Origin of the sequence: Frigoribacterium sp. Leaf8 (assembly GCF_001421165.1) — a bacterium.
Classification (GTDB): domain Bacteria; phylum Actinomycetota; class Actinomycetes; order Actinomycetales; family Microbacteriaceae; genus Frigoribacterium.
In genome coordinates this window covers 708,844-730,179 of record NZ_LMKB01000005.1, presented here as the reverse complement: position 1 = coordinate 730,179, position 21,336 = coordinate 708,844, and the positions used below count along the sequence as shown (strand labels likewise).

The 21,336-nt window shown below is 73.2% G+C and carries 17 protein-coding genes; 15 read left to right on the top strand and 2 right to left on the bottom strand.

The features are described from left to right. Nucleotides 1-5: 5 nt before the first annotated feature. The 3 genes from ASL10_RS08110 to ASL10_RS08100 all read left to right on the top strand — a co-directional run bounded on the left by ASL10_RS08110 (nt 6) and on the right by ASL10_RS08100 (nt 3,135). Entirely contained in the window at nt 6-788 is a 783-nt protein-coding gene (locus tag ASL10_RS08110) for a 1-acyl-sn-glycerol-3-phosphate acyltransferase (RefSeq protein ID WP_056046225.1), read from the top strand. 73 nt (nt 789-861) lie between these two features. Next, complete coding sequence (locus ASL10_RS08105; protein WP_043594016.1) at nt 862-1,875, top strand: NAD(P)H-dependent glycerol-3-phosphate dehydrogenase; 1,014 nt, start codon at nt 862-864, stop codon at nt 1,873-1,875. Nucleotides 1,876-2,043: 168 nt separating this feature from the next. After that, nucleotides 2,044-3,135, top strand: a complete 1,092-nt coding sequence (locus ASL10_RS08100) for a D-alanine--D-alanine ligase family protein (RefSeq protein WP_056047669.1) — start codon at nt 2,044-2,046, stop codon at nt 3,133-3,135. 28 nt (nt 3,136-3,163) lie between these two features. On the opposite strand, the gene ASL10_RS08095 is transcribed toward ASL10_RS08100, so the two are convergent. Continuing rightward, on the bottom strand, nt 3,164-3,727 hold the full coding sequence (locus ASL10_RS08095; RefSeq protein ID WP_056046223.1) for a DUF3515 family protein: 564 nt from the start codon (nt 3,725-3,727) through the stop codon (nt 3,164-3,166). A gap of 24 nt (nt 3,728-3,751) precedes the next feature. On the opposite strand from ASL10_RS08095, the gene thiL reads away from it, so the two are divergent. Then, nucleotides 3,752-4,771, top strand: coding sequence for a thiamine-phosphate kinase (gene thiL / locus ASL10_RS08090; protein WP_056046222.1), 1,020 nt, complete (start codon nt 3,752-3,754; stop codon nt 4,769-4,771). A gap of 28 nt (nt 4,772-4,799) precedes the next feature. Here thiL and rsmD read toward each other — a convergent pair whose 3' ends face one another. Further along, nucleotides 4,800-5,375 (bottom strand): 16S rRNA (guanine(966)-N(2))-methyltransferase RsmD, encoded by a 576-nt coding sequence (gene rsmD, locus ASL10_RS08085; RefSeq protein ID WP_056046219.1) that lies wholly within the window; start codon nt 5,373-5,375, stop codon nt 4,800-4,802. A 150-nt stretch (nt 5,376-5,525) separates the two neighbouring features. On the opposite strand from rsmD, the gene ASL10_RS08080 reads away from it, so the two are divergent. From ASL10_RS08080 to smc, 11 genes are all read left to right on the top strand, one after another. After that, on the top strand, nt 5,526-7,232 hold the full coding sequence (locus ASL10_RS08080; RefSeq protein ID WP_056046218.1) for an acyl-CoA dehydrogenase family protein: 1,707 nt from the start codon (nt 5,526-5,528) through the stop codon (nt 7,230-7,232). A 61-nt stretch (nt 7,233-7,293) separates the two neighbouring features. After that, entirely contained in the window at nt 7,294-9,504 is a 2,211-nt protein-coding gene (locus ASL10_RS08075; RefSeq protein ID WP_056046217.1) for an ATP-dependent DNA helicase RecG, read from the top strand. Nucleotides 9,505-9,585: 81 nt separating this feature from the next. Next, nucleotides 9,586-10,068: a pantetheine-phosphate adenylyltransferase gene (gene coaD / locus ASL10_RS08070; RefSeq protein WP_056046215.1), complete on the top strand. Its 483-nt coding sequence runs from the start codon at nt 9,586-9,588 to the stop codon at nt 10,066-10,068. 29 nt (nt 10,069-10,097) lie between these two features. After that, a complete protein-coding gene (locus ASL10_RS08065; RefSeq protein WP_369794384.1) occupies nt 10,098-11,129 on the top strand; it encodes an AAA family ATPase in 1,032 nt (343 codons plus the stop codon). Between the two features lie 2 nt (nt 11,130-11,131). Further along, on the top strand, nt 11,132-12,460 hold the full coding sequence (locus ASL10_RS08060) for a DUF58 domain-containing protein (RefSeq protein WP_056046213.1): 1,329 nt from the start codon (nt 11,132-11,134) through the stop codon (nt 12,458-12,460). Continuing rightward, the gene (locus ASL10_RS08055) at nt 12,453-14,768 is read left to right on the top strand and encodes a DUF3488 and transglutaminase-like domain-containing protein (protein ID WP_056046211.1); all 2,316 of its coding nucleotides are present in this window, start codon (nt 12,453-12,455) and stop codon (nt 14,766-14,768) included. The genes ASL10_RS08060 and ASL10_RS08055 overlap by 8 nt, the downstream gene beginning before the upstream one ends. An 11-nt stretch (nt 14,769-14,779) precedes the next feature. Beyond that, a complete protein-coding gene (locus tag ASL10_RS08050) occupies nt 14,780-15,367 on the top strand; it encodes a DUF177 domain-containing protein (protein ID WP_307785131.1) in 588 nt (195 codons plus the stop codon). A 71-nt stretch (nt 15,368-15,438) separates the two neighbouring features. Continuing rightward, nucleotides 15,439-15,642 carry a 50S ribosomal protein L32 gene (gene rpmF, locus ASL10_RS08045; protein WP_043593937.1) on the top strand — a complete coding sequence of 68 codons (204 nt, stop codon included), beginning with the start codon at nt 15,439-15,441 and terminating at the stop codon, nt 15,640-15,642. A gap of 37 nt (nt 15,643-15,679) precedes the next feature. Next, entirely contained in the window at nt 15,680-16,432 is a 753-nt protein-coding gene (rnc, locus tag ASL10_RS08040; RefSeq protein ID WP_056046210.1) for a ribonuclease III, read from the top strand. 2 nt (nt 16,433-16,434) lie between these two features. Continuing rightward, nucleotides 16,435-17,448 (top strand): Fpg/Nei family DNA glycosylase, encoded by a 1,014-nt coding sequence (locus ASL10_RS08035; protein WP_056047661.1) that lies wholly within the window; start codon nt 16,435-16,437, stop codon nt 17,446-17,448. A gap of 103 nt (nt 17,449-17,551) precedes the next feature. Further along, nucleotides 17,552-21,286, top strand: coding sequence for a chromosome segregation protein SMC (gene smc, locus ASL10_RS08030; protein ID WP_056046207.1), 3,735 nt, complete (start codon nt 17,552-17,554; stop codon nt 21,284-21,286). The last annotated feature ends 50 nt before the right edge of the window (nt 21,287-21,336 follow it).

Below are 21,336 nucleotides of genomic sequence, written 5' to 3'. Positions count from 1 at the left end.
GGCCGGTGTCGACAGCCGACCCCGACGCTCCCGTCGTCCCGGTCCCGGCGCGGAGGCGTCGCAAGGAGAAGGGTGCGTTCTTCCGCGTCCTCGCGACTCCGGCGGCACCGCTCTTCGACCTGATGGCCCGGATCGACATCGTCGACGGCGACAAGCTGCCGGCCGAGGGTGCGTTCGTGCTGACCCCGAACCACTACACGAACATCGACCCGGTGGTCGTGGGCCGTGTGATGTGGTCCCTCGGGCGGGTGCCGCGCTTCCTCGCGAAGGCGTCCCTCTTCCGGGTTCCCGTCTTCGGTCGCATGATGCACGCGATGGGGCACATCCCCGTCGAGCGGGCGGGTCGCACCCACGACCACGACCCCCTGGCGGCCGGGCGTCTGCTCGTCGCCCGGGGCGGTGGCGTGATCGTCTACCCCGAGGGCACCCTCACCCGCGACCCCGACCTCTGGCCCATGAAGGGCAAGAGCGGTGCCGTGCGCCTCGCCCTCGTCGCCGGGGTGCCGCTCGTCCCGATGGCGCACTGGGGCAGTCAGCACCTCATGGGTCGCTACTCGAGTCGGCTGCACGCCTTCCCGCGGAAGCGCATCACCGTCGTGATCGGCGACCCCGTCGACCTCTCGGCCTTCCGCGATCGTCCCCTCGACCAGGCCTCGGTCACGGCCGCCACCGCCCTGGTGATGGACGCCGTCACCGAGCTGGTCGAGCGGCTGCGGGGCGAGAAGGCACCCGCCGAACGCTGGAACCCCACCAAGAACCACCAGAAGGAGACAGGCCGCTTTGAGTAGCTCCGAGTCACGCGAAGGCGCCATCGAGGCCCTCGGAGAAGGGGCGGTCACGACCGAGGCGATCTCGATCGTCATGCGCGACTCGATCCCGCGCCGGGTCGCCGTCCTGGGGTCGGGCAGCTGGGGCACGACCTTCGCCAAGGTCCTCGCCGAGGGGGGCGCGGACGTCACGCTCTGGGCCCGCCGTCCCGAGGTGGCCCGCGAGATCACCGAGAGCAAGCGCAACAGCGACTACCTGCCGGGCATCAACCTGCCCCGCACCCTCGTCGCCACCCCCTCGGTTGAACAGGCCCTGGCGGGTGCCGAGCAGGTCTACCTGTCGGTCCCCAGCCAGACGCTTCGCGACAACCTGACCGCCATCCGCGGCATGGTCCCGTCCGGCGTGCCGGTCGTCAGCCTGATGAAGGGCGTCGAGAAGGCCACCGGGTTGCGCATGAGCGAGGTGATCGAGGCCGAGCTCGGCATCGACCGCGACCTGATCGCCGTCGCGTCGGGGCCCAACCTCGCCCTCGAGATCGCGAAGCGGCAGCCCACGGCCGCGGTCGTGTCGTCGTACAGCCTCGACACGGCGACCCTGGTCGCGGCCACCGCCACCAACCCGTACTTCCGTTCGTTCGTCAACACCGACGTGATCGGCACCGAGTTCGGCGGGGTCCTCAAGAACCTGATCGCCGTCGCCATCGGTATCGTCGACGGCGTGGGGTACGGCGAGAACACCAAGGCCTCGATCATCACGCGCGGGCTGGCCGAGATGACCGCGTTCGCGGTGTCGTTCGGGGCCAAGGCCGAGACCCTCGCCGGCCTCGCTGGCCTGGGCGACCTCATCGCCACGTGCGAGTCGCCCCTCTCGCGCAACAACACCGCGGGTCGACTTCTCGGTCAGGGTTACGCTTTCGGCGACGTCGTGCGCCAGATGAACCAGACCGCCGAGGGACTGGCCTCGGTCGCTCCGATCCTCGAACTCGCGCGGTCCCGCGGCGTCGACATGCCCATCGTCCAGCAGGTGGCCGAGGTGCTCGCCGGTACACTCGACCCGCGCAACATCGCCCCGCACCTGACCGAGACGGACGAGCCGCAGGGCGAGTGACCGCTGGTCGGCCGTGCCGGGGCGCGTGACGACCAGAGCCCGCCCACCGCGGGTCGGCCCGCGGGCCGTGACACCGACGAAAGGCCCCTCATGGCGAGCACCGAGCCCACCAAGACCCCGCGCGTCGCCGCGACCGATGCCTCGTCGGTCGGCGCCTCGGCACCCGGGGTGGCGAAGACCGTCGTGGTCGTCCTCTTCGGCGGCCGCTCGAGCGAGCACTCGATCAGCTGCGCGACGGCCGGGGGAGTCCTCTCGGCGATCGACCGCTCCCGCTACGACGTGGTGCCCGTGGGCATCACCGTCGAGGGGGCGTTCACGCTTCAGCCCGACGACGCCGCACGGTTCGAGCTCGACGCCGAGACGCTGCCGACCGTCGTCGACAACGGCACCCGCGTCCACTGGCCCGAGTCGTCCACCACCCGCGAGCTGACCGTCACCGAGCCCGACGGCACGACGCGCCTGCTGGGCGAGGTGGACGTGGTGTTCCCGATCCTGCACGGTCCGTTCGGCGAGGACGGCACGGTGCAGGGCCTGCTCGAGCTGACCGGGCTGCCCTACGTCGGCGCGGGCGTGCTCGCCTCGTCGCTCGGCATGGACAAGCACTTCACCAAGACCGTGCTGCAGGCCGCCGGCGTGGTCGTCGCCCCCTGGCGCACCGTGCGTCGTCGGGACTGGGACGCCGCGCCCGAGCGAGTGGCCGCCGACGTCGAGGCGCTCGGTTACCCGATGTTCGTCAAGCCCGCCCGAGCCGGGTCGAGCGTGGGGGTGTCGCGCGTCGACTCGCCCGCCGGCCTCCCGGCGGCCATGCGGAAGGCCTTCGCCGAGGACCACAAGGTGCTCGTCGAGTCCGCGGTCGTCGGCCGCGAGATCGAGTGCGCCGTGCTCGGCGGACGCGACGGCGCGCCTCCCCGCACCTCGGTCGCGGGCGAGATCGTCCTCGCGGGCGACACGTTCTACGACTTCGAGTCGAAGTACCTCGGCGCCCCCGGGGCCGACCTGGTCTGCCCCGCCGACCTCGCACCCGGCGACCTGACCGAGATGCAGCGTCTCGCCGCTCTGGCCTTCGAGGCCATCGACGGCACGGGCCTCGCCCGCGTCGACTTCTTCTTGACCGACGACGGCTGGGTCGTCAACGAGGTCAACACGATGCCCGGCTTCACGCCCATCTCGATGTTCCCCGCCTGCTGGCTCGCGAGCGGCCTCAGCTACCCCGAGCTGATCGACGAGCTCATCGCCCTCGGCCTCGAGACCGAGCGCTGACGGAGCCCGTCCGTCCCGGCCACCGGGCCTACGGCGTGGGTGTCGCGGACGGGTCGTCGGCCGATCCGGCCGAGCCCGGCAGGTCGCCCGCGCCGACGCACTCCTTGCCGTCGTTCGGCAGGTAGCCGACCGAGTCGGCCAGGTCGCGCAGCACGTTGCCGCCGTTGGCCTTGGTGGTGTCGACGATCACCTGCACGCCCGGCTCACGGCCGTACGTGGTGAGGATCGAGGTCTCGGCGTCGTCGGGGTCCTGGTCGACGAGCCAGTCCACGCCCTGGATGTCGTAGCAGGGCAGGTCGGACACGGCGGGCGTCTCGACGCCGCAGTGCAGCAGCACGCTCGTCGGCGAACCCCAGGCGCCGGTCGCCTGCGCGTCGGTCTCGCGGCGGTCCTGACCGTCGTCGACGACCTCGGGCAGGTGGACGGTGACCTGCGCGCAGGCCGGGTCGTTCGCCCCCGCGGCGGGCTGCATCGGGACCGCTTGCGAGCAGCCGACGAGCGTCGTCGCGAGACCGGCCCCGACGAGCACGAGGGCCGGGACGCGAAGGCGGGGACGGAGGCGCGCGGTGAGGCGCGAGGACGGGTTCGACATCGCATCCAGGCTACCGTTCAGCACATGGAACGACGCTCCACGGACCCCCGCCCGGACGACGCCGACACCGTCGAGGGCGTCGGCGAGCTCGCCACCCTCGCCCGCATCCTGCCCCGTCTGCCCCGCGGCGACGACACGCTGCTCGGTCCCGGTGACGACGCCGCCGTCGTCGCGGCGCCCGATGGTCGGTTCGTCGTGACGACCGACCTCATGGTGCACGGCCCCGACTTCCGGCGCGCGTGGTCGACGTCGTACGACCTCGGTTGGAAGGCCGCGGCGTCGAACCTGTCCGACGTCGCGGCGATGGGCGCTCGGCCCACGGCGCTGGTGGTCGCCCTCGCGGTGCCCGGCGACACGGGCGTCACCGAACTCGAGGCCTTCGCGGACGGTCTGCGCGCGGGTTGTTCCGTGATGGCCCCGGGCGCGGGGGTCGTCGGCGGCGACCTCTCGGTGTCGCCGACCTTCACGGTCGCGGTGACGGCGTTCGGTGACCTCGAGGGGCGCACGCCCGTGCGGCGGGACGGGGCACGCGTCGGCGACGTCGTCGCCGTGTCGGGCGCGCTCGGCCGCTCGGCGCGGGGGCTCGACCTGCTGTTCCGTCTCGGCGTCGACCACGACGGGTCGCCCGACACCGCCGCGGCCGCCGCCCTGCGCGAGCGCGACCCGGACGTCGGCTGGCACCTCGCCCCGACCCCGCCCGTGGCCGACGGCCGCTCGGCGGCGCTGGCAGGGGCGACCGCCATGCTCGACCTGTCGGACGGCCTCGCCCTCGACGCCGGCCGGGTGGCCCGCGCCAGCGGTGTCGTGGTCGACCTGTGGGGCCCTGCCGTCGGCGACGACCCACGGCTCGCGCTCTCGGGTGGTGAGGACCACTCCCTGTTCGCCACGTTCCCGCCCGACGTGGCGTTGCCCGGTGGTTTCCGCGCCGTCGGCACGGTCCGTGACCCGGCAGGAGGCGCGCCCCGCGTCACCGTCGACGGTTCCGAACCCGGCGAGGCCGGCGGGTGGGACCCGTACCGCCTGTGGTCGGGGGCGCAGGGCTGATGAGCCGACCCGCGCCTCCTGCGGGGGGTCAGTCGCGCAGCGCGAACCAGACGGTCGTGTCGCCGTACTGCTTCTTCACGTCGAGGGTGAGGCCCTCGGGCCAGCCCGGTTCGCCGTCGCGCGAGGCGCGCTCGACCACGACGAGGGCCTGATCGTCGAGCGAGGGCAGCAGGGCCGTGAGGTCGGCGGTGAGGTCGGCGGCCGACAACTCGTAGGGCGGGTCGAAGAAGACGAGGTCGACGAGAGCCGAGCCGCCCTCGAGGTAGGACCGCACGGGCTGGGTCACGACGTCGACGCGCGGGGGAGTGCCGCGCGGCGGGCGGGGAGCCCGGGCCAGCACCGACTCGACGTTGCGACGCAGCACCTTCGCGGCGCCGGGGGCCTTCTCGACCAGCACGACCGAGGCGGCTCCTCGCGACGCCGCCTCGAGCCCGAGGCCGCCCGTCCCGGCGTAGAGGTCGAGGACGCGCCGGCCCCGGATCTCGTCGCGCGCGTCCAGCGACGAGAACAGCGCCTCGCGGACCCGGTCGCTCGTGGGCCGCGTCCCGACCTTGGGTACGACGAGCGAGAGGTTGTCGGCGAAGCCGGAGATGATGCGGGACATGGGGTCAACCTTGCCAGGTCGACGCCCGCCACCCGTCGCCCGTCGGGTTCGAGCATCCCGACAACGCGCGACCGTCGACTCCCGCGCCCGGTCGTCGGACCTGCACAACCGAGTTGTCGCCGCCCGCCCGCGTCGGCAGCATCGGGTCCCATGACCAGCGTCGATCGCACCGTGAGGCCCTCGTTCACCAAGTCGCTGTTCGCGGGGCGCATCGCCTCCGAACTCGCCTTCCCGTACCCGCACATGACGGCGGCCGAGAAGTCCCGGGTCGAGACGGTGTCCGCGTCCGCCCGCGAGGTGCTCGCCGGCTACGACCCGCTGAAGGCGGAACGCGAGGGGTGGATCGGCGACGACCTGGTGCGCGAGCTGGGCGAGCGGGGCCTGATGGGACTCTTCGTCGCCGAGGAGTACGGCGGCCTCGGGCTCGGCCAGAGCGCCTACTGCCGCGTGTACGAGGAGTTCGGTCGGGTCGACGGCACCCTGGCCACGGTGATGGGGGTGCACCAGTCGATCGGCACCAAGCCGCTGCACCTCTTCGGCACCGACGACCAGAAGGCCCGCTGGCTGCCCGACCTGGCGAGCGGCCGCAAGCTCGCGGCGTTCGTGCTCACCGAGCCGAACGTGGGCAGCGACGCCTACGCGCTCGAGACCCGCGCCGAGAGGCAGAGCGACGGCAGCTGGCTCCTGAACGGCGAGAAGCGGTGGATCGGCAACGGCGACAAGGACGTCCTGACGGTCTTCGCGCAGAGCGACCTCGGGCACGTCGCGCTCATCGTCGAGAAGGGCATGGAGGGGCTGAGCACCGGCCCGCGGTTCGAGACGCACGGCCTCAAGGCCAACCACCTGCAGCGCGTGCACTTCAAGGACGTCCGCGTGCCCGCCGAGAACCTGCTCGGCGAACCCGGTGACGGCTTCCGCATCGCGGTCAACACGCTCAACAACGGTCGCATGTCGATGGGCACGGCCATCGCGGGCGGCATGAAGCGGTTCCTCGAGCTGAGCCTCGAGCACACGGAGGCGCGGCACCAGTTCGGACGACCGCTCGCGGACTTCGAGATGGTCGGCGACAAGCTCGCGTGGATGACCCAGCAGATCTACGGCGTCGAATCGATGTCGTACCTGACCACGGGCCTCGTCGACCGCGGCGACACCGACTTCGCCCTGGAGTCCGCCCTGACCAAGGTCGCGGCGAGCGACACCGGCTGGTACGCCCTCAACCGGGCCGTCCAGCTGCACGGCGGCGAGGCGTACATGGAAGGTCACCCGCTGTCGAAGGCCCTGCGCGACTTCCGGATCTTCCCGATCTTCGAGGGGGCCAACGACGTCCTCCGCGCGTTCGTCGCCCTCAACGGGCTCAAGACGCTCAGCGAGGAACTGCCCGACGTGGCGTCGCTCCGCATCGGCGACCCGGGGCGGGCGCTCGGGGTGCTCGCGCCGTACGTCGCGGGCCGCGTCCAGCGTCGCATCCGGCCCGAACGGCCGGTCGGGGTCCATCCCGCGCTCGCCAAGCAGGCCGCCGAGCTCGGCGACCAGGTCTCGCGACTGCGCGAGCGCACCGAGGGCGCGCTCCGCAAGCACGGCAAGAAGGTGCAGGAGAAGCAGCTCGTGCAGAAGCGCCTCGCCGACGCGGCGAGCGGCATCTACGCGCAGACGGCCGTCCTGTCACGGGCCTCGACGGCCCTCCAGGAGGCGCGGGCCGACTCCGACGCGGAGCGTCACCTCGCCGTCGGCTTCTGCAAGCAGTCCGCGCGCGGGGTGGGGCGGCAGCTGAGGGCCCTCGAGGTCAACGACGACGGGCAGGGGGCCGACCTCGCGAAGGCGACCCGCGCCTCCGGCGGGTACTCCTTCACCCTCTGACGCCGGGCGGCGCGTCCGCCGGGGGCGGGCGCTGTCGGGGGCGCGCGCTAGCGTGGTGTGCGTGCCCGACTCACCCCTCGACGCATCGCTGGCCGGGGCCCTCGGCGGCCGGACGGCCACCGCCCTGCAGAAGGCCTTCGGCCTGCGCACGGTCGGCGACCTGCTGACGCACTTCCCTCGGCGCTACGCCCGTCGGGGCGAGCTCACCGCCCTCGACCAGCTGCCGCTCGGCGAGTCCGTCACCATCGTGGCCCAGGTGCTCGACGTCCGCGAACGCACGATGCGGGCCCGGCGCGGGTCGATCCTCGAGGTGCGCATCGGCGACGGCCAGGGCATCCTCACGCTCACCTTCTTCAACCAGGCCTGGCGGGCGAGGGACCTCGTGCCCGGCGCCCGCGGCATCTTCGCGGGCAAGGTCGGCGACTACCGGGGGCTCCGTCAGCTCGCGCACCCCGACTACGAGCTCTTCGACGCCTCGCACGAGGCCGTCGCCGGGGTCGGCGACCAGCAGGCCCAGAAGTGGGCGAAGCAGCCCATCCCGATCTACCCGGCCAGCGCCTCCGTGGCGTCCTGGCAGGTGCAGAAGTCGGTCGAGGTGCTGCTCGACGGACTGCCGCCGATCGACGACGCGGTGCCGGCGTCGGTCCGGTCCGAGCTCGACCTCATGCCCGTGTCCGAGGCGTACGAGCGCATCCACCGGCCCGAGAGCGATCGTGACCACCTCACGGCTCGTGACACCCTGCGGTTCGACGAGGCCTTCGTGCTGCAGAGCGCGCTGCTCCAACAGCGGGCCCTCGTGCGTCGATCGGCCGCGACCCCCCGTCGTGCCGCCCCCGACGGCCTGCTCGCCGCCTTCGACGCGGCCCTGCCGTTCGAGCGGACGGGTGACCAGCGCCTGGTCGGCGACGAGATCACCCGCGACCTCGAGGCCGAGGTGCCCATGAACCGCCTCGTGCAGGGCGAGGTCGGCTCGGGCAAGACCCTCGTCGCCCTCCGGGCGATGCTCGCCGTGGCCGAGAGCGGTGGGCAGTCGGCCCTGCTGGCTCCGACCGAGGTGCTCGCGGCTCAGCACCTGCGGTCGATCACGGCCACCCTCGGGCCCGACCTCGCCGCCCGACTGCGCCCGACCCTGCTGACCGGCCAGATGACGGTGGCCCAGCGCAAGAAGGCGCTGCTCTCCATCGTCAGCGGGCAGGCGCACGTCGTGGTGGGCACCCACGCACTGATCAGCGAGGCCGTCGAGTTCTTCGACCTCGGCCTCGTCGTCGTCGACGAGCAGCACCGCTTCGGCGTCGACCAGCGCGAGGCGCTCCGCAAGAAGGGCGCCACGCCGCCGCACGTGCTCGTCCTCACGGCGACGCCGATCCCGCGCACCGTGGCCATGACGGTCTTCGGCGACCTCGACGTCTCGACCATCGCCGAGCTGCCGAAGGGCCGTCAGCCGATCGAGTCGTTCGTCGTCCCCCTGGCCGACCACCCGACCTGGGGCGGCCGCATCTGGCAACGTTCGGCCGAAGAGGTCGCGAAGGGGCGACAGGTCTTCGTCGTGTGCCCGGCGATCGACGCGGTGACGGCCGAGCCGGGTGACCCGCCCGACGCCGAGGTCGCGCCCGGTGACGACCCCGACGGCGCCGAGCCCTCCGACGCACCGGCGCCGGAACGCGCCAGCGTCGAGGGGGTCATGGCCCGGGTGCCCACCATCCCCGTGCTGCAGGGCCTGCGGGTCGAGCCCCTGCACGGCCGCATGTCGTCCGACGAGAAGGACGACGTCATGCGCCGCTTCGCGGCCGGCGACATCGACGTCCTCGTCGCGACGACGGTCGTCGAGGTGGGGGTCGACGTGCCGAACGCCTCGACCATGGTCGTGCTCGACGCCGACCGCTTCGGCGTCTCGCAGCTCCATCAGCTGCGCGGCCGCGTCGGCCGTGGCGGCCACCCGGGCCTCTGCCTGCTCGTCACCCACGCGGCGGCCGACACCGTGGCCCGCGAGCGGGTCGACGCGGTCGCGGCCACACTCGACGGCTTCGAGCTCGCGCAGGTCGACCTCGACCTGCGCCGAGAGGGCGACGTGCTCGGCAACCTCCAGTCGGGCGGCCGCTCGTCGCTCCGGCTGCTGAGGGTCGCCCGCGACGGCGACCTCATCGGACTCGCCCGCGAGCACGCGGCCGAGGTCCTCGACGCCGATCCCCGCCTGGTCGACCACCCCGCCCTCGCCGCCGCCATCGCGCGGCGCCTCGACGACCGGGGCCGCGAGGCCATGGGCAAGAACTGAGCCGGTGGTGACGCGTGACGCGTCCTCGACCCGGTCCTCGCCCTGGGCATCCGTCCGGGGTCGGCGGGCTACAGTGACCGGATGAGCAGGATCGCCGTCGTCCCGGGTTCGTTCGACCCGGTGACCCTCGGTCACGTGGACGTGATCGCCCGGGCCGCCAACATCTTCGACGAGGTCCACGTCCTCGTGGTGCACAACCCCGAGAAGAGCGCGTTGTTGCCCCTGGCGCAGCGGGTCTCGTTGCTCACCGAGTCGCTCCGGGCGGCGGGGCTGCCCGACACCGTCACGGTGCACAGCTGGAGCGTCGGGTTGCTCGTCGACTACTGCACCGAGGTCGGGGCGAGCGTGCTCGTCAAGGGCATCCGCTCGCAGGTCGACGTCGCCTACGAGACCCCGATGGCGATCATGAACCGCAGTCTGGCCGGTGTCGAGACCGTCTTCCTGCTGCCCGATCCCGCCCACGCGCACGTGTCGAGCTCGCTGGTGCGACAGGTGGCCTCGCTCGGCGGCGACGTGTCGCCCTACGTGCCGGCGGCCGTCGCCGCCTACCTCAGCACGACCTGACCCCGACCCCACCCGACGAGGACGCCGCGATGACCACGACCAACGACCCCACCGTCGAGCCCGCCGCCGTCCGGGCGGCCGGCTCCGGTCCCACGATGTCGCTCGACGAGGTCCAGCAGCGGGCACGGGGCGTCCTCGAGGCCGTGGCCACCGTCATCGACGGCAAGGACGGCGCCATCTCGACGGCGCTCACCGTGTTGCTCGCCGAGGGCCACCTGCTGATCGAGGACGTCCCCGGCGTCGGCAAGACCCAGCTCGCCCGGGCGCTCGCCAAGGCCGTCGACGCGACCGTGACCCGCATCCAGTTCACCCCCGACCTGCTGCCGAGCGACATCACGGGCGTCTCGGTCTACGACCGGCAGAGCGGCGGCTTCGAGTTCAAGCCCGGTCCGGTCTTCGCCAACGTCGTCATCGGCGACGAGATCAACCGTGCCTCGCCGAAGACGCAGTCGGCGCTGCTCGAGAGCCTCGAAGAGCGCCAGGTGACGGTCGACGGCATCACGCATCCCCTCCCGTCGCCCTTCCTCGTCGTGGCCACGCAGAACCCCGTCGAGATGGAGGGCACCTACAACCTGCCCGAGGCCCAGCGCGACCGGTTCATGGCCCGCATCTCGCTGGGGTACCCGGACGCCCGCAGCGAGCTGCGCATGCTGCAGCAACGCGAGCGGGTCAGCCCTCTCGACACCCTGCGCCCGCTGGTGTCGCTCGACGAGCTCACGCGCATGATCGCGGCCGTCCGCACCGTCTACACAGCCCAGGCCGTCGAGGAGTACGCCGTGCGGATCGTCCAGGCGACCCGGGTCCACCCCGACGTGCGGCTCGGGGCCAGTCCCCGCGCGACCCTGCAGCTCATGCGCGCGGCGAAGTCCTGGGCCGCGCTCAACGGCCGCGGCTACGTGGTCCCCGACGACGTCGACGCCCTCTCCGGTCCCGTCCTCGGTCACCGGGTGATCCTCGCCGGTCGAGCCGGTGCCGGTGCCGCCTCGGCGGCCTACGACCTCGTGGCCGAGATCGTCGAGCAGACCGCCGTCCCGCTCGGCGACGCGGCCGACGCGCGCTGAGCATGGGACGGGGTGGGGTCCCCAGGCCGACCGGCCGTGGCGTCGGCGTGCTCGCCGCCGGGGTGCTGGTCGTGCTCGTGGGCTGGCTGCTCCAGGCCCCCGCCCTCGTCTTCGCCGGCACGACCCTGGTCGTGCTCATCGTGGCCGTCACGATCTCCTTGCTGTTCCGGACGGCCGACGTGCGGGTCACCCGTCGCTTCACTCCCGACCGCGGCGTCGCGGGGTGGTCCGCCGTCGAGACGGTCGCGGTCCTCCCTCGTGGGGGGCGGACCTCCGGCACCGTGCGGGTCCGCGAGCAGCTGCCGTTCGGACGATTGTCCGACGCCGAGGCCGCAGCCGTCCTGCTGGTGCCGGGCCGCGCCTCCTCGGCGGTCTTCCGCCACCACGACCTGCCGCGCGGCCGACACCGCATCGGCCCGCTGCACGTCGACCTCGTCGAGTCGTACGGCGTGGCCCGTCGACGGGTCGTGGCCTCCGGCGTGGCGGAGTTCGTCGTGGTGCCCGAGGTCGTCGAGGTGGGACTCGGCCGCGAGTCCCGTGCGCTGGGCGACGGGTCGAGGCGTCAGCGCGAGCACAGCCTGGCCAGCGGCGAGGACGATCCGGTCACCCGCGAGTACCGCCGGGGCGATCCGATGCGACGGGTGCACTGGAAGGCCACGGCACGACACGGCGAGCTCATGGTGCGGCAAGAAGAGCAGCACGGCCTGCCGAGTGCGCGGGTCGTCATCGCCGTCGCGGCCGAGGGATGGCCGGACGCCCGTCCGACCCTGCCCCCGACGAGCAGGGTCGGGGTCAGGGCGGCGACGGCCGCGATTCCTCTCGTCAGCGACGCCTTCGAATGGGCGGTGTCGTTCGCCGCGACGGTCGCGGTCGAGGTGGGCCACGCGGGCTCGGCGACCGTGCTGACGACACCCGGCGGCACGCTCGTCGCCCGGCACGATCCCGACTCGACCACGATGTTCCTCGACGACCTCGCCGACCTGCGGCTCGACGACGCGCCCGGGGCGCCCGCTCCGGCCCCGTCACCCCGCGAGCCCGTCGTGGCGGTCGTCTCCGGGCTGGGCCGACCCGACCTCGACCTGCTCGTCGCCTCGAGGGCCCCCGGGTCGTCGGCGGTCGCGGTCGTCGTCACGGCCGCGCTGCCCCTCGGCGCCGGCCTGACCTCGCGACCCACCCGCCCCGCCGACGGTCGTGCTCGGGCCGACGACCGCGTGCTGGCCCCCGACGAGGTCGCCGGTGCGCTGCGCGACTCGGGCTGGCGGGTCGTCGAGACCGACTCGAGCGTCGACGTCGGCCGCCTGATCACGACGTCGGGAGTCCTCGATGACTGAGTCGCCGACCCGCACGGGGTTCTTCGGTGCCGAGCCCACGGGCGCCGTCCGCGGGCAGACCACGGCCCTGCTCTGGCTCGTGCTCGTCCTGTCGCTCGCGAGCCTGCACCCCGTCTTCGTCGGGATCGGATGGTGGGTGGCCGGGGCCGTGGTGGCCGCCGTCGTGCTGGGCGGTTCCCTCGTCGTGCGGGCGCTGGGGGGCGCCTCCTGGCTGGGCGTCGTCGGTGGGGCGGTGCTGGGCGCCCTCGTCACGACGGCGTTCGCCTCGGGCGGCACGGCCCTGCTGGGCGTCGTGCCGACGGGGTCCACCTTCGCGCGCCTCCCCGAGCTGTCCGCGCAGGCGAACGCGGCGATCGTCGAGGGCTCGGCCCCCGTCGAGGTGAACGACGGCCTGCTGGTCACGGTCGCCCTCTCGGTGCTCGTCGTCGCCGTCGTCACCGACCTGCTGTCGTCGGTGGGGCAGCTGCCGGTCGTGACCGGGGTCTTCCCCGCCCTCGTGCTGGCGGTGCCGACCTTCGTCCCGGGCGTCGTCACGAGCTGGCCCTGGGTGGTGGCCACCGTGCTGGCCTTCCTGGTGCTGCTGATGGTGTCCACCGGCCGACGACCCTCGCGCGCCGGCCTCGTCGGAGCCGCCGCGTCGGTCGCCGTGGCGGGGTTGCTGACGGCCGTCGTCCCGCTCACGGGCGTGGCGCCGTTGACCGGTTCGGGCACCGGGACCGGACTCGCGACCGGCGTCAACCCGATCATCGACCTCGGCGACGACCTCCGGCGGGGTGCCCCGGTCACCGTCCTGTCGTACCGGACCGACGACCCGCAGGGCAACTACCTCAAGCTCGTCGACCTCGTCGACTTCTCGGGCCGCACCTGGAGCCCCGCCGACGTGCCGCTCGACCCGCTCAACACGCTCGACGCGCTGCCCGACGCTCCCGGCATCGACCCCGGCACCGCTCGACGCGACGTCACGACCGACGTCACGATCGGGGCGCTCCGCAGCCCGTACCTGCCCGTGCCGGTGCCGCCCGCGACCATCGAGGGCCTGGACGACGGGTGGCGGTTCGTCGACGAGAGCGGCGTCACCGTCCGCAGCGATTCCGAGGGCACGCAGGGCCTCGAGTACGAGGTGACGAGCCGGCCCGTCGATCCCAGCCCCGAGCAGGTCGTCGCCTCGCTCGACGACACGGGGCCCGACATGGCGCCCTATCTCTCGGTGGACGAGGTGCCGCAGTCCGTCACCGACCTCGCGGCGCAGGTGACGGCCGGTTCCGCGAACCCCTTCGACGCGGCCGTCGAGCTGCAGGACTTCTTCCGCGACGGCGACTTCACCTACTCGGAGGACACCCCGGTCGAGCGCGGCTACGACGGCAGCGGCCTCGACGCGATCGAGACGTTCCTGCAGGTCCGCAGCGGGTACTGCGTGCACTTCGCCTCGGCGATGGCCGTCATGGCTCGGACGCTGGGCATCCCGTCGCGAGTGGCCGTGGGCTTCCTGCCGGGCGACCTGCAGGGCGTCGGCGACGACGCCGCGTTCCGGGTCAGCAGCGACGACCTGCACACCTGGCCCGAGCTGTACTTCGCCGGACTCGGGTGGGTCCCCTTCGAGCCGACCGTCGGCCTCGGCGCACCGCAGCAGTACCTGCAGCAGACCGGCGTCGAACCGAGCGACGTCCCGAGCGACGACGCCAGCACCGCGCCCGACGCGAGCACGGCGCCCTCGGCGTCGGCCGCCCCGACGAGCGCGGCCCCGGGCGCGAGTGCCACGCCGACGTCCACCGCCTCCGGCCAGGGAGCCGGCGGCGGTCCCGTGCCGACGATCGCCCTGTCGGTGCTCGCGGCGCTCGCGCTGGCGGCCCTCGTCGTCCCCTCGGGGCTGCGGGCCGGTCGCCGTCGCCGCCGCCTGTCGGCGTCGCCTCCCGACCTGGCCCTGCACGCCTGGCGCGAGGTGGTCGACACCGCTCGGGACCTCGGCGTCCCGGTGACGGCCGCGATGACCCCTCCGGCCGTCGCCGACCTGCTGGCGCAGCGACTCGCGGTTCTCGGCGACGGTGCCGCGGCGACGACGTCACACGCACCGTCCACCGGCCGGACGGCCACGGCCCGGGAGGCGCGGGCCGCGTCCGTCGCGCTGCTGGACGCCCTGCAGGCCGAGCGCTTCGGAGCCGAACCGGCCGCCCGACAGGTGCAGGCGGACGCGCGTCGGGTCATCGCCGGGCTCCGTGCCTCGTCGTCCGTGGGGCAGCGTCTCACCGCCACGATCGCGCCGCGATCACTCGTCAGGGGTACGGAGGCGGCGTCCGGCTCGACGGCGTAAACTCTTCGTTCGTGCCTCATTTCACCCAGACCCCCTACACCGTCCCGGTGTTCGACCTCGTGCACCGTCCGGGCGAGATGCGCGAGCACGAGCTCGACGTCGTCGTGCCCGAGAAACTCGGCGAGGGCCAGATCTCGGTGCCGAAGGGTGCCGAGATCGCTATCGACGTCAAGCTCGAGGGGCTGCACGACGGCATCCTGGTGTCCGCACACGTGTCGGGCACGGCGGTCGGCGAGTGCAGCCGGTGCCTCCGTGACATCTCCGAGCCCGTCGAAGTCGATTTCGCCGAGCTTTTCGCGTACGATGTCGACGAAGCTTTTGACTATCAGGTTCAAGACGATCACGTGGATCTTGAACCCGTGGTCAGAGACGCAGTGGTTCTGTCACTGCCCTTCCAGCCGGTCTGTCGGCCGGATTGTCCGGGCCTCGACCCCGAAACGGGCGAGCGCGTGGACGACATCCCCGACTACCAGCCCCGCGAGATCGCCGACCCCCGCTGGTCGGCACTGGCAGGGTTCCAGGCTGAATCGGCACCCGCCGACGGCACGTCACAGGGCACCGGTCACGACGACCAGCGCCCGGCCGACGAGCAGCACTGAACACCACCGCGTCACCCACCATCGTCAGACCCAGGCACCCGTGAGGGTGCCGACAGAGAGAAGAGAAACCCATGGCCGTCCCGAAGCGCAAGCAGTCACGCTCCAACACGCACGCTCGTCGTTCGCAGTGGAAGGCCACGCCGGTCCAGCTCGTCAAGACGATCGAGAACGGCAAGGTCACCTACAGCCTCCCGCACCGTGCCAAGGTCGTCGAGGACAGCGCCGGCACTGCCCTGTACATGGAGTACAAGGGCCGCAAGGTCGCCGACGTCTGATCACCGACGTGAACCCGTCCACCCTCGCGGTGAGCGCATGAGTCAGCCCGAGTCGAGCCCTGGTGCCGACCGGGCTGTTCTCTTGTCCCGACTGCAGATCGAGCTCAGCGACGACCTGATCGACCAGGCGCTGACCCACCGGTCGTACTCGTACGAGCACGGCGGCGTGGGCAACAACGAGCGCCTCGAGTTCCTCGGCGACTCGATCCTGGGCCAGGCCGTCACGGTCATGCTCTTCACCGAGAACCCCGACCTCGACGAGGGCGACCTCGCCAAACGTCGGGCCAGCCTGGTCAGCACCGTCGCCCTGGCCGAGGTGGCGCGGATCATCGGCCTCGGCCCGCACCTGCGCCTCGGTCGCGGCGAAGAGCTGACCGGTGGTCGCGACAAGCACTCGATCCTGGCCGACACGGTCGAGGCCATCATCGGGGCGACCTACCTCGAGGCCGGCGGTGAAGCCGCCACGGCGCTCGTGCTGCGTCTCGTGGCTCCTCTGCTGGTCGACCCGGATCGCTTCGGCGCCGCGATGGACCCCAAGACCAGCCTGCAAGAACTGGCAGCGACCCTCGGCCGGGGCATGCCCTCGTACTCGGTGACCGACAGCGGGCCCGACCACGACAAACGGTTCCACGCCGTCGTCGCCCTGGGCGACGACCAGGGAGTCGCCGAGGGGTCCGGCAGCAGCAAGAAGCAGGCCGAGATGGCCGCCGCCCTCGGGGCGTGGACGTCCCTCAACGCGTCGGCTGCCGGCGTCGCCGCCGCCCGTCGGGCCGCCGCCTCCGTCGACTGACCGTGCCCGAACTGCCCGAGGTCGAGGTCGTCCGTGCCGGTCTGCACCCGGTGGTGTCCGGCGCCGTGGTGACGGCCGTCGAGGTGCTCGACCAGCGGTCGCTCAAGCGACACCGTGGTCCGAGCGACGACTTCGTCGACCGGCTCGTCGGCGGCACGATCGATTCGGCCGTCCGCCGGGGCAAGTTCCTCTGGTTCCCCTTCGAACCGGTCGAGCGGCACGAGCAGCCCCTGGCCCTGGTCGCGCATCTCGGCATGAGCGGGCAGGTGTTGCTCCGCAGCCGGGATGCCGAGCCCGACCGTCTGATGCGCATCCGGCTCGACGTCGAGAGCCCGTCGCTCGGCCCCGTGCGGCTCGCCTTTGTCGACCAGCGCATCTTCGGCTCGATGGCCCTCGACGAGACGGTGCCCACCCTGGACGGGCGCGCGGCGGGGTTCGCCGGCCCGCGCCTCCTGGGTTCCGACGTCCTGGCCGCGGGGGAGGCCACACCCGGCACCACGACCGCCACCACGGCCGTCGGCACCGACGCCGACCCGGCCGCCTGGGTGCGCCGCGTCCCGCAGCAGGTCTCGCACATCGCGCGCGACCCGCTCGACCCCGCCTTCGACGAAGCGCGGGTGATCACCCGTCTGCTGGACCGCCGCACGGCGGTGAAGCGGGCGCTCCTCGACCAGGGTCTGCTGAGCGGGGTGGGCAACATCTACGCCGACGAGAGCCTCTGGGCCGCGCGGGTCCACCCCGAACAGCCCACCGAGTCGTTGTCGAGGGCTCGGGCGCGGGTGCTGCTGGCCGAGGTGCGGGTCGTGCTGCTCAAGGCCCTCGGCGAGGGGGGCACGAGCTTCGACGCCCAGTACGTCAACGTCAACGGCCAGTCGGGCTACTTCAGCCACAGCCTCGCGGCGTACGGGCAGCAGGGGCGTCCGTGCCCTCGGTGCGGCACGCTCATCGTGCGCGAGGCCTTCATGAACCGGTCGAGCCACTTCTGCCCCCGCTGCCAGCGAGTGCGCACGCGCTGAACCCCGACGGCCGGGGGCGTCCGCCTCCCCGGTCCGCGGGGCCTCCGCCCCTATCCTTGAGCGCGGGTCACCACCCGTCACGAGTCCCGAGGAGGCGCGGCGCATGTACCTGAAGAGCCTCACGCTCAAGGGCTTCAAGTCGTTCGCCTCCGCGACCACGTTCGCCTTCGAGCCGGGGGTCACCTGCGTCGTCGGCCCGAACGGTTCGGGCAAGAGCAACGTCGTCGACGCCCTCGCCTGGGTGATGGGCGAGCAGGGGGCGAAGAACCTGCGCGGCGGCAAGATGGAGGACGTCATCTTCGCCGGCACGTCGACCCGCGGTCCGCTCGGTCGGGCGCAGGTCGTGCTGACGATCGACAACTCCGACGGGGCCCTGCCCATCGACTACACCGAGGTGACGATCAGTCGGACGCTCTTCCGCAACGGGGGCAGCGAGTACGCCATCAACGGCGAGGGCTGTCGGCTGCTCGACGTGCAAGAGCTCCTCAGCGACTCCGGCCTCGGCCGCGAGATGCACGTCATCGTGGGGCAGGGGCAGCTCGACGCCGTGTTGCGCGCCACTCCCGAGGACCGCCGGGGCTTCGTCGAGGAGGCCGCCGGCATCCTCAAGCACCGTCGTCGCAAGGAGAAGACCCTCCGCAAGCTCGAGGCCATGCAGACGAACCTCACGCGCCTCAGCGACCTCGCGGGCGAGATCCGCCGCCAGCTCAAGCCGCTCGGGCGCCAGGCCGAGATCGCCCGTGAGGCGCAGACCATCGCGGCGGTCGTCCGCGACGCCCGCGCCCGTCTGCTGGCCGACGAGGTCGTCGCCCTCCGCGAGTCGCTCACGGCCCGGTCGAGCAGCGAGGCCGAGCGCAAGAGCGAGCGCCTCGTCCTGCAGGGCCGCCTGGACGAGAACAAGCAGCGCGAGCACCGCCTCGAGCAGGCCATGGTCGGCGACGCCGTCGACGAGGCCCGCCGGGTGGTCTTCGGACTCGAATCGGTCCACGAGCGCCTGCGCAGCCTGTCGAGCCTCGCGCAGCAGCGACTCCAGCTGCTCGCCCAGCAGGGGGACCGACCCGCCGTGGCGACCACCGTCAGCTCGGGCATGGTCGCCGACGCCCGCGACGAGGCCGAGCGCCTGCGCGGCGACGTCTCGCAGGCCGAGGCGGCGGTGGGGCAGGCCGGGGCCGACCTGGCCACGGCCCGGGCCTCCCTCGACGCCCTCGACGTCGAGATCCAGGCCCAGAGCGTCCTCGTCTCGCAGCACGACCTCGAGGCGACCCGCCTGCGCGGCGCCCTCGAGGCGGCACGGTCGGGGCTCGCGGCCGTCCGGGGCGAGCAGCTGCGGCAGCGCGCGGCACTCGAGGCCGCCGAGGCGCGTCGCGACGCCGGGCGGGCCGAGTACGCCGAGCTCGAGCAGCGGTCCCCGCGGGCCGACGCCGACGGCGTCGACCACGCCGCCGTCCAGGCCGAGGCCGAAGAACAGCTGTCGACCCTCACGGCGAGCGTCGACGAGCGGCGCGACCGCCTGCACGCGGCCGAGCGTGAGCGCGACGCCCTCGCGGCCCGCCGCAGCGCGCTCTCGCTGGCCCTCGACCAGAACGACGCCACGGCCGCCCTGGTCGCCGCGGGCCGACCGGGCATCCGCGGCCTGGTGGCCGAGCACGTCCAGGTGAGTCCCGGCTACGAGGCCGCCGTCGCGGCGGCGCTCGGCAGCGTGGTCGACTCGGTGCTGGCCGACGACGTCGAGGCCGCCGTCGACGCGGTCGCGCACGCCACCGAGGCCGAGCTCGGTCGGGTCGAGGTCGTCGTGGCCGAGCCCGAGCGGCTCCGGTCGACGCTCGACGTCGATCTCCCGGCCGGGACCGTCGCCGCCACGGCCGTCGTCACCGCGCCTCCCGGGGTGCTCGGACTGCTGGCCGCCACCGTCGTGGCCGACGACCTCGCGGTCGCTCGCTCGGCCTGGCGGGCACTCGCCGGCCACCCGATCCCCGTGACCGTCATCACGCGGGCCGGCGAGGTGCTGACCGACTACGTGCTGCGCGGCGGGTCGGGCGTCGAGCGGTCGCGTCTCGAGCTCGTCGCCGAGCGCGATGCGGCCGCCGAGCGGCTCACCGGCGTGGCCACCGAGATCGAGCGGCTCGCTCCCGGGCTCGCCGAGCTCCGGGAACGGCTCGCCACGACGCGTACCCGAGCGAAAGAGGCAGCGGCCGCCGCCCGGGACGAGGAGGCGCGGGTCACCTCCCACGGGCAGCAGCTCGGTCGTCTGCGTGCCCGGGTCGAGGCCGCCGAGGCCGAGGTCGATCGGCTCTCGGTCGCGCTCGACGCGTCGGTCGAGGCCGTCGACGCCGCGAGCCGCGCCGTCGACGCCGCGGCGGCCGCCCACGACGAACACGCCGCCCGCCCGCGTCCGCTGCTCGACGCGTCGGCGCGCGACGGCCTGCTGGCCGAGGTCGAGACGGCGCGCGCCGTCGAGACCGAGCGCCGCATCGCCCTCGAGACCGTCCGCGAACGGGTCCGGGCCGAGATCGCCCGGGCCGAGGCCCTGCAGCGACAACTCGACGAGCAGCGGGCGGCCGCCGAACTCCAGGCCCGTCAGACGGTGGTGCGGCATCGCCAGATGGCCGCCACGTCGTCCGTGCTCGAGGCCCTGCCGCCGACCCTGGACGCCGCGGCCCGGTCGGTGGCCGAGGCGCGCGCGGTCCTGGCGGAGGCCGAGGCGGCCCGGACCGAGCAGAACACCGAGCTGCAGGCGCTCCGCGGAGCCGAGCGCGAGCTGCGCGACCGGCTCGCCACCGTGACCGAGAGCGTGCACGGCCTCGAGATGGAGATCTACGAGAAGACTCTTCACCTGTCCGGGCTGCTCGAACGGGCCGGCTCCGAGCTCGGCCTCGTCGAGGACGTCCTCGTCGCCGAGTACGGCCCACACGTCCTCGTGCCGAGCGACGACGAGGTCGCGACCCGCCCGTCCGTGGACGACGAGGTCGACCTGGTCGACGTCGACGCCGCGGGCGAGGACGGCGCCGCGGGCGAGGACGACGCCACGGGGGACGGCGCTGGCCGTGCCGCCCGGGGAGCCGACGGTGCCGCCGGCCTCGACGACGCGCCCCTCGCCGGGACCGCCACCGCGCCTCCTCGGGGCGTGCCCTTCGACCGGGCGACGCAGCAGCGCCGGCTCGCCGTGGCCGAGAAGAAGCTGGCCCGGCTCGGCCGGGTGAACCCCCTGGCCCTCGAGGAGTTCGCGGCGCTCGAGCAGCGCCATCTCTTCCTGACCGAGCAGCTCTCCGACCTGACCGGCACCCGCGCGGACCTGCTGACGATCATCGACGAGATCGACGACAAGATGCAGACCATCTTCGCGAGCGCGTTCGCCGACACCCAGGCCGCCTTCGACCGGGTCTTCCCGATCCTCTTCCCGGGGGGCAGCGGTTCGCTCCACCTGACCGACCCCGACGACCTGCTGGCGACCGGGATCGAGGTGACGGTGAAGCCCGCCGGCAAGAAGATCGAGCGGCTCTCGCTGCTGTCCGGGGGCGAGCGGTCGTTGGCCGCCGTGGCGTTGCTGATCGCGATCTTCAAGGCCCGGCCGAGCCCGTTCTACATCATGGACGAGGTCGAGGCGGCCCTGGACGACGCCAACCTCGGCCGGTTGTTGACGATCTTCGAGGACCTCCGCGAGTCGAGCCAACTGATCGTCATCACGCACCAGAAGCGCACGATGGAGATCGCCGACGCGCTCTACGGCGTCTCGATGCGTCAGGACGGGGTCAGTGCCGTCGTCGGCCAGCGCGTCGTCGCCGAGCCCGGCACCGCCGCGGGCGGCACGGCCGAGCGCGACATCGCCGACGCCTCCTGAGCCCGGCCCCGACGTGAAACGCAGGAGGCGCGACCTGCGTGGCCGCGCCT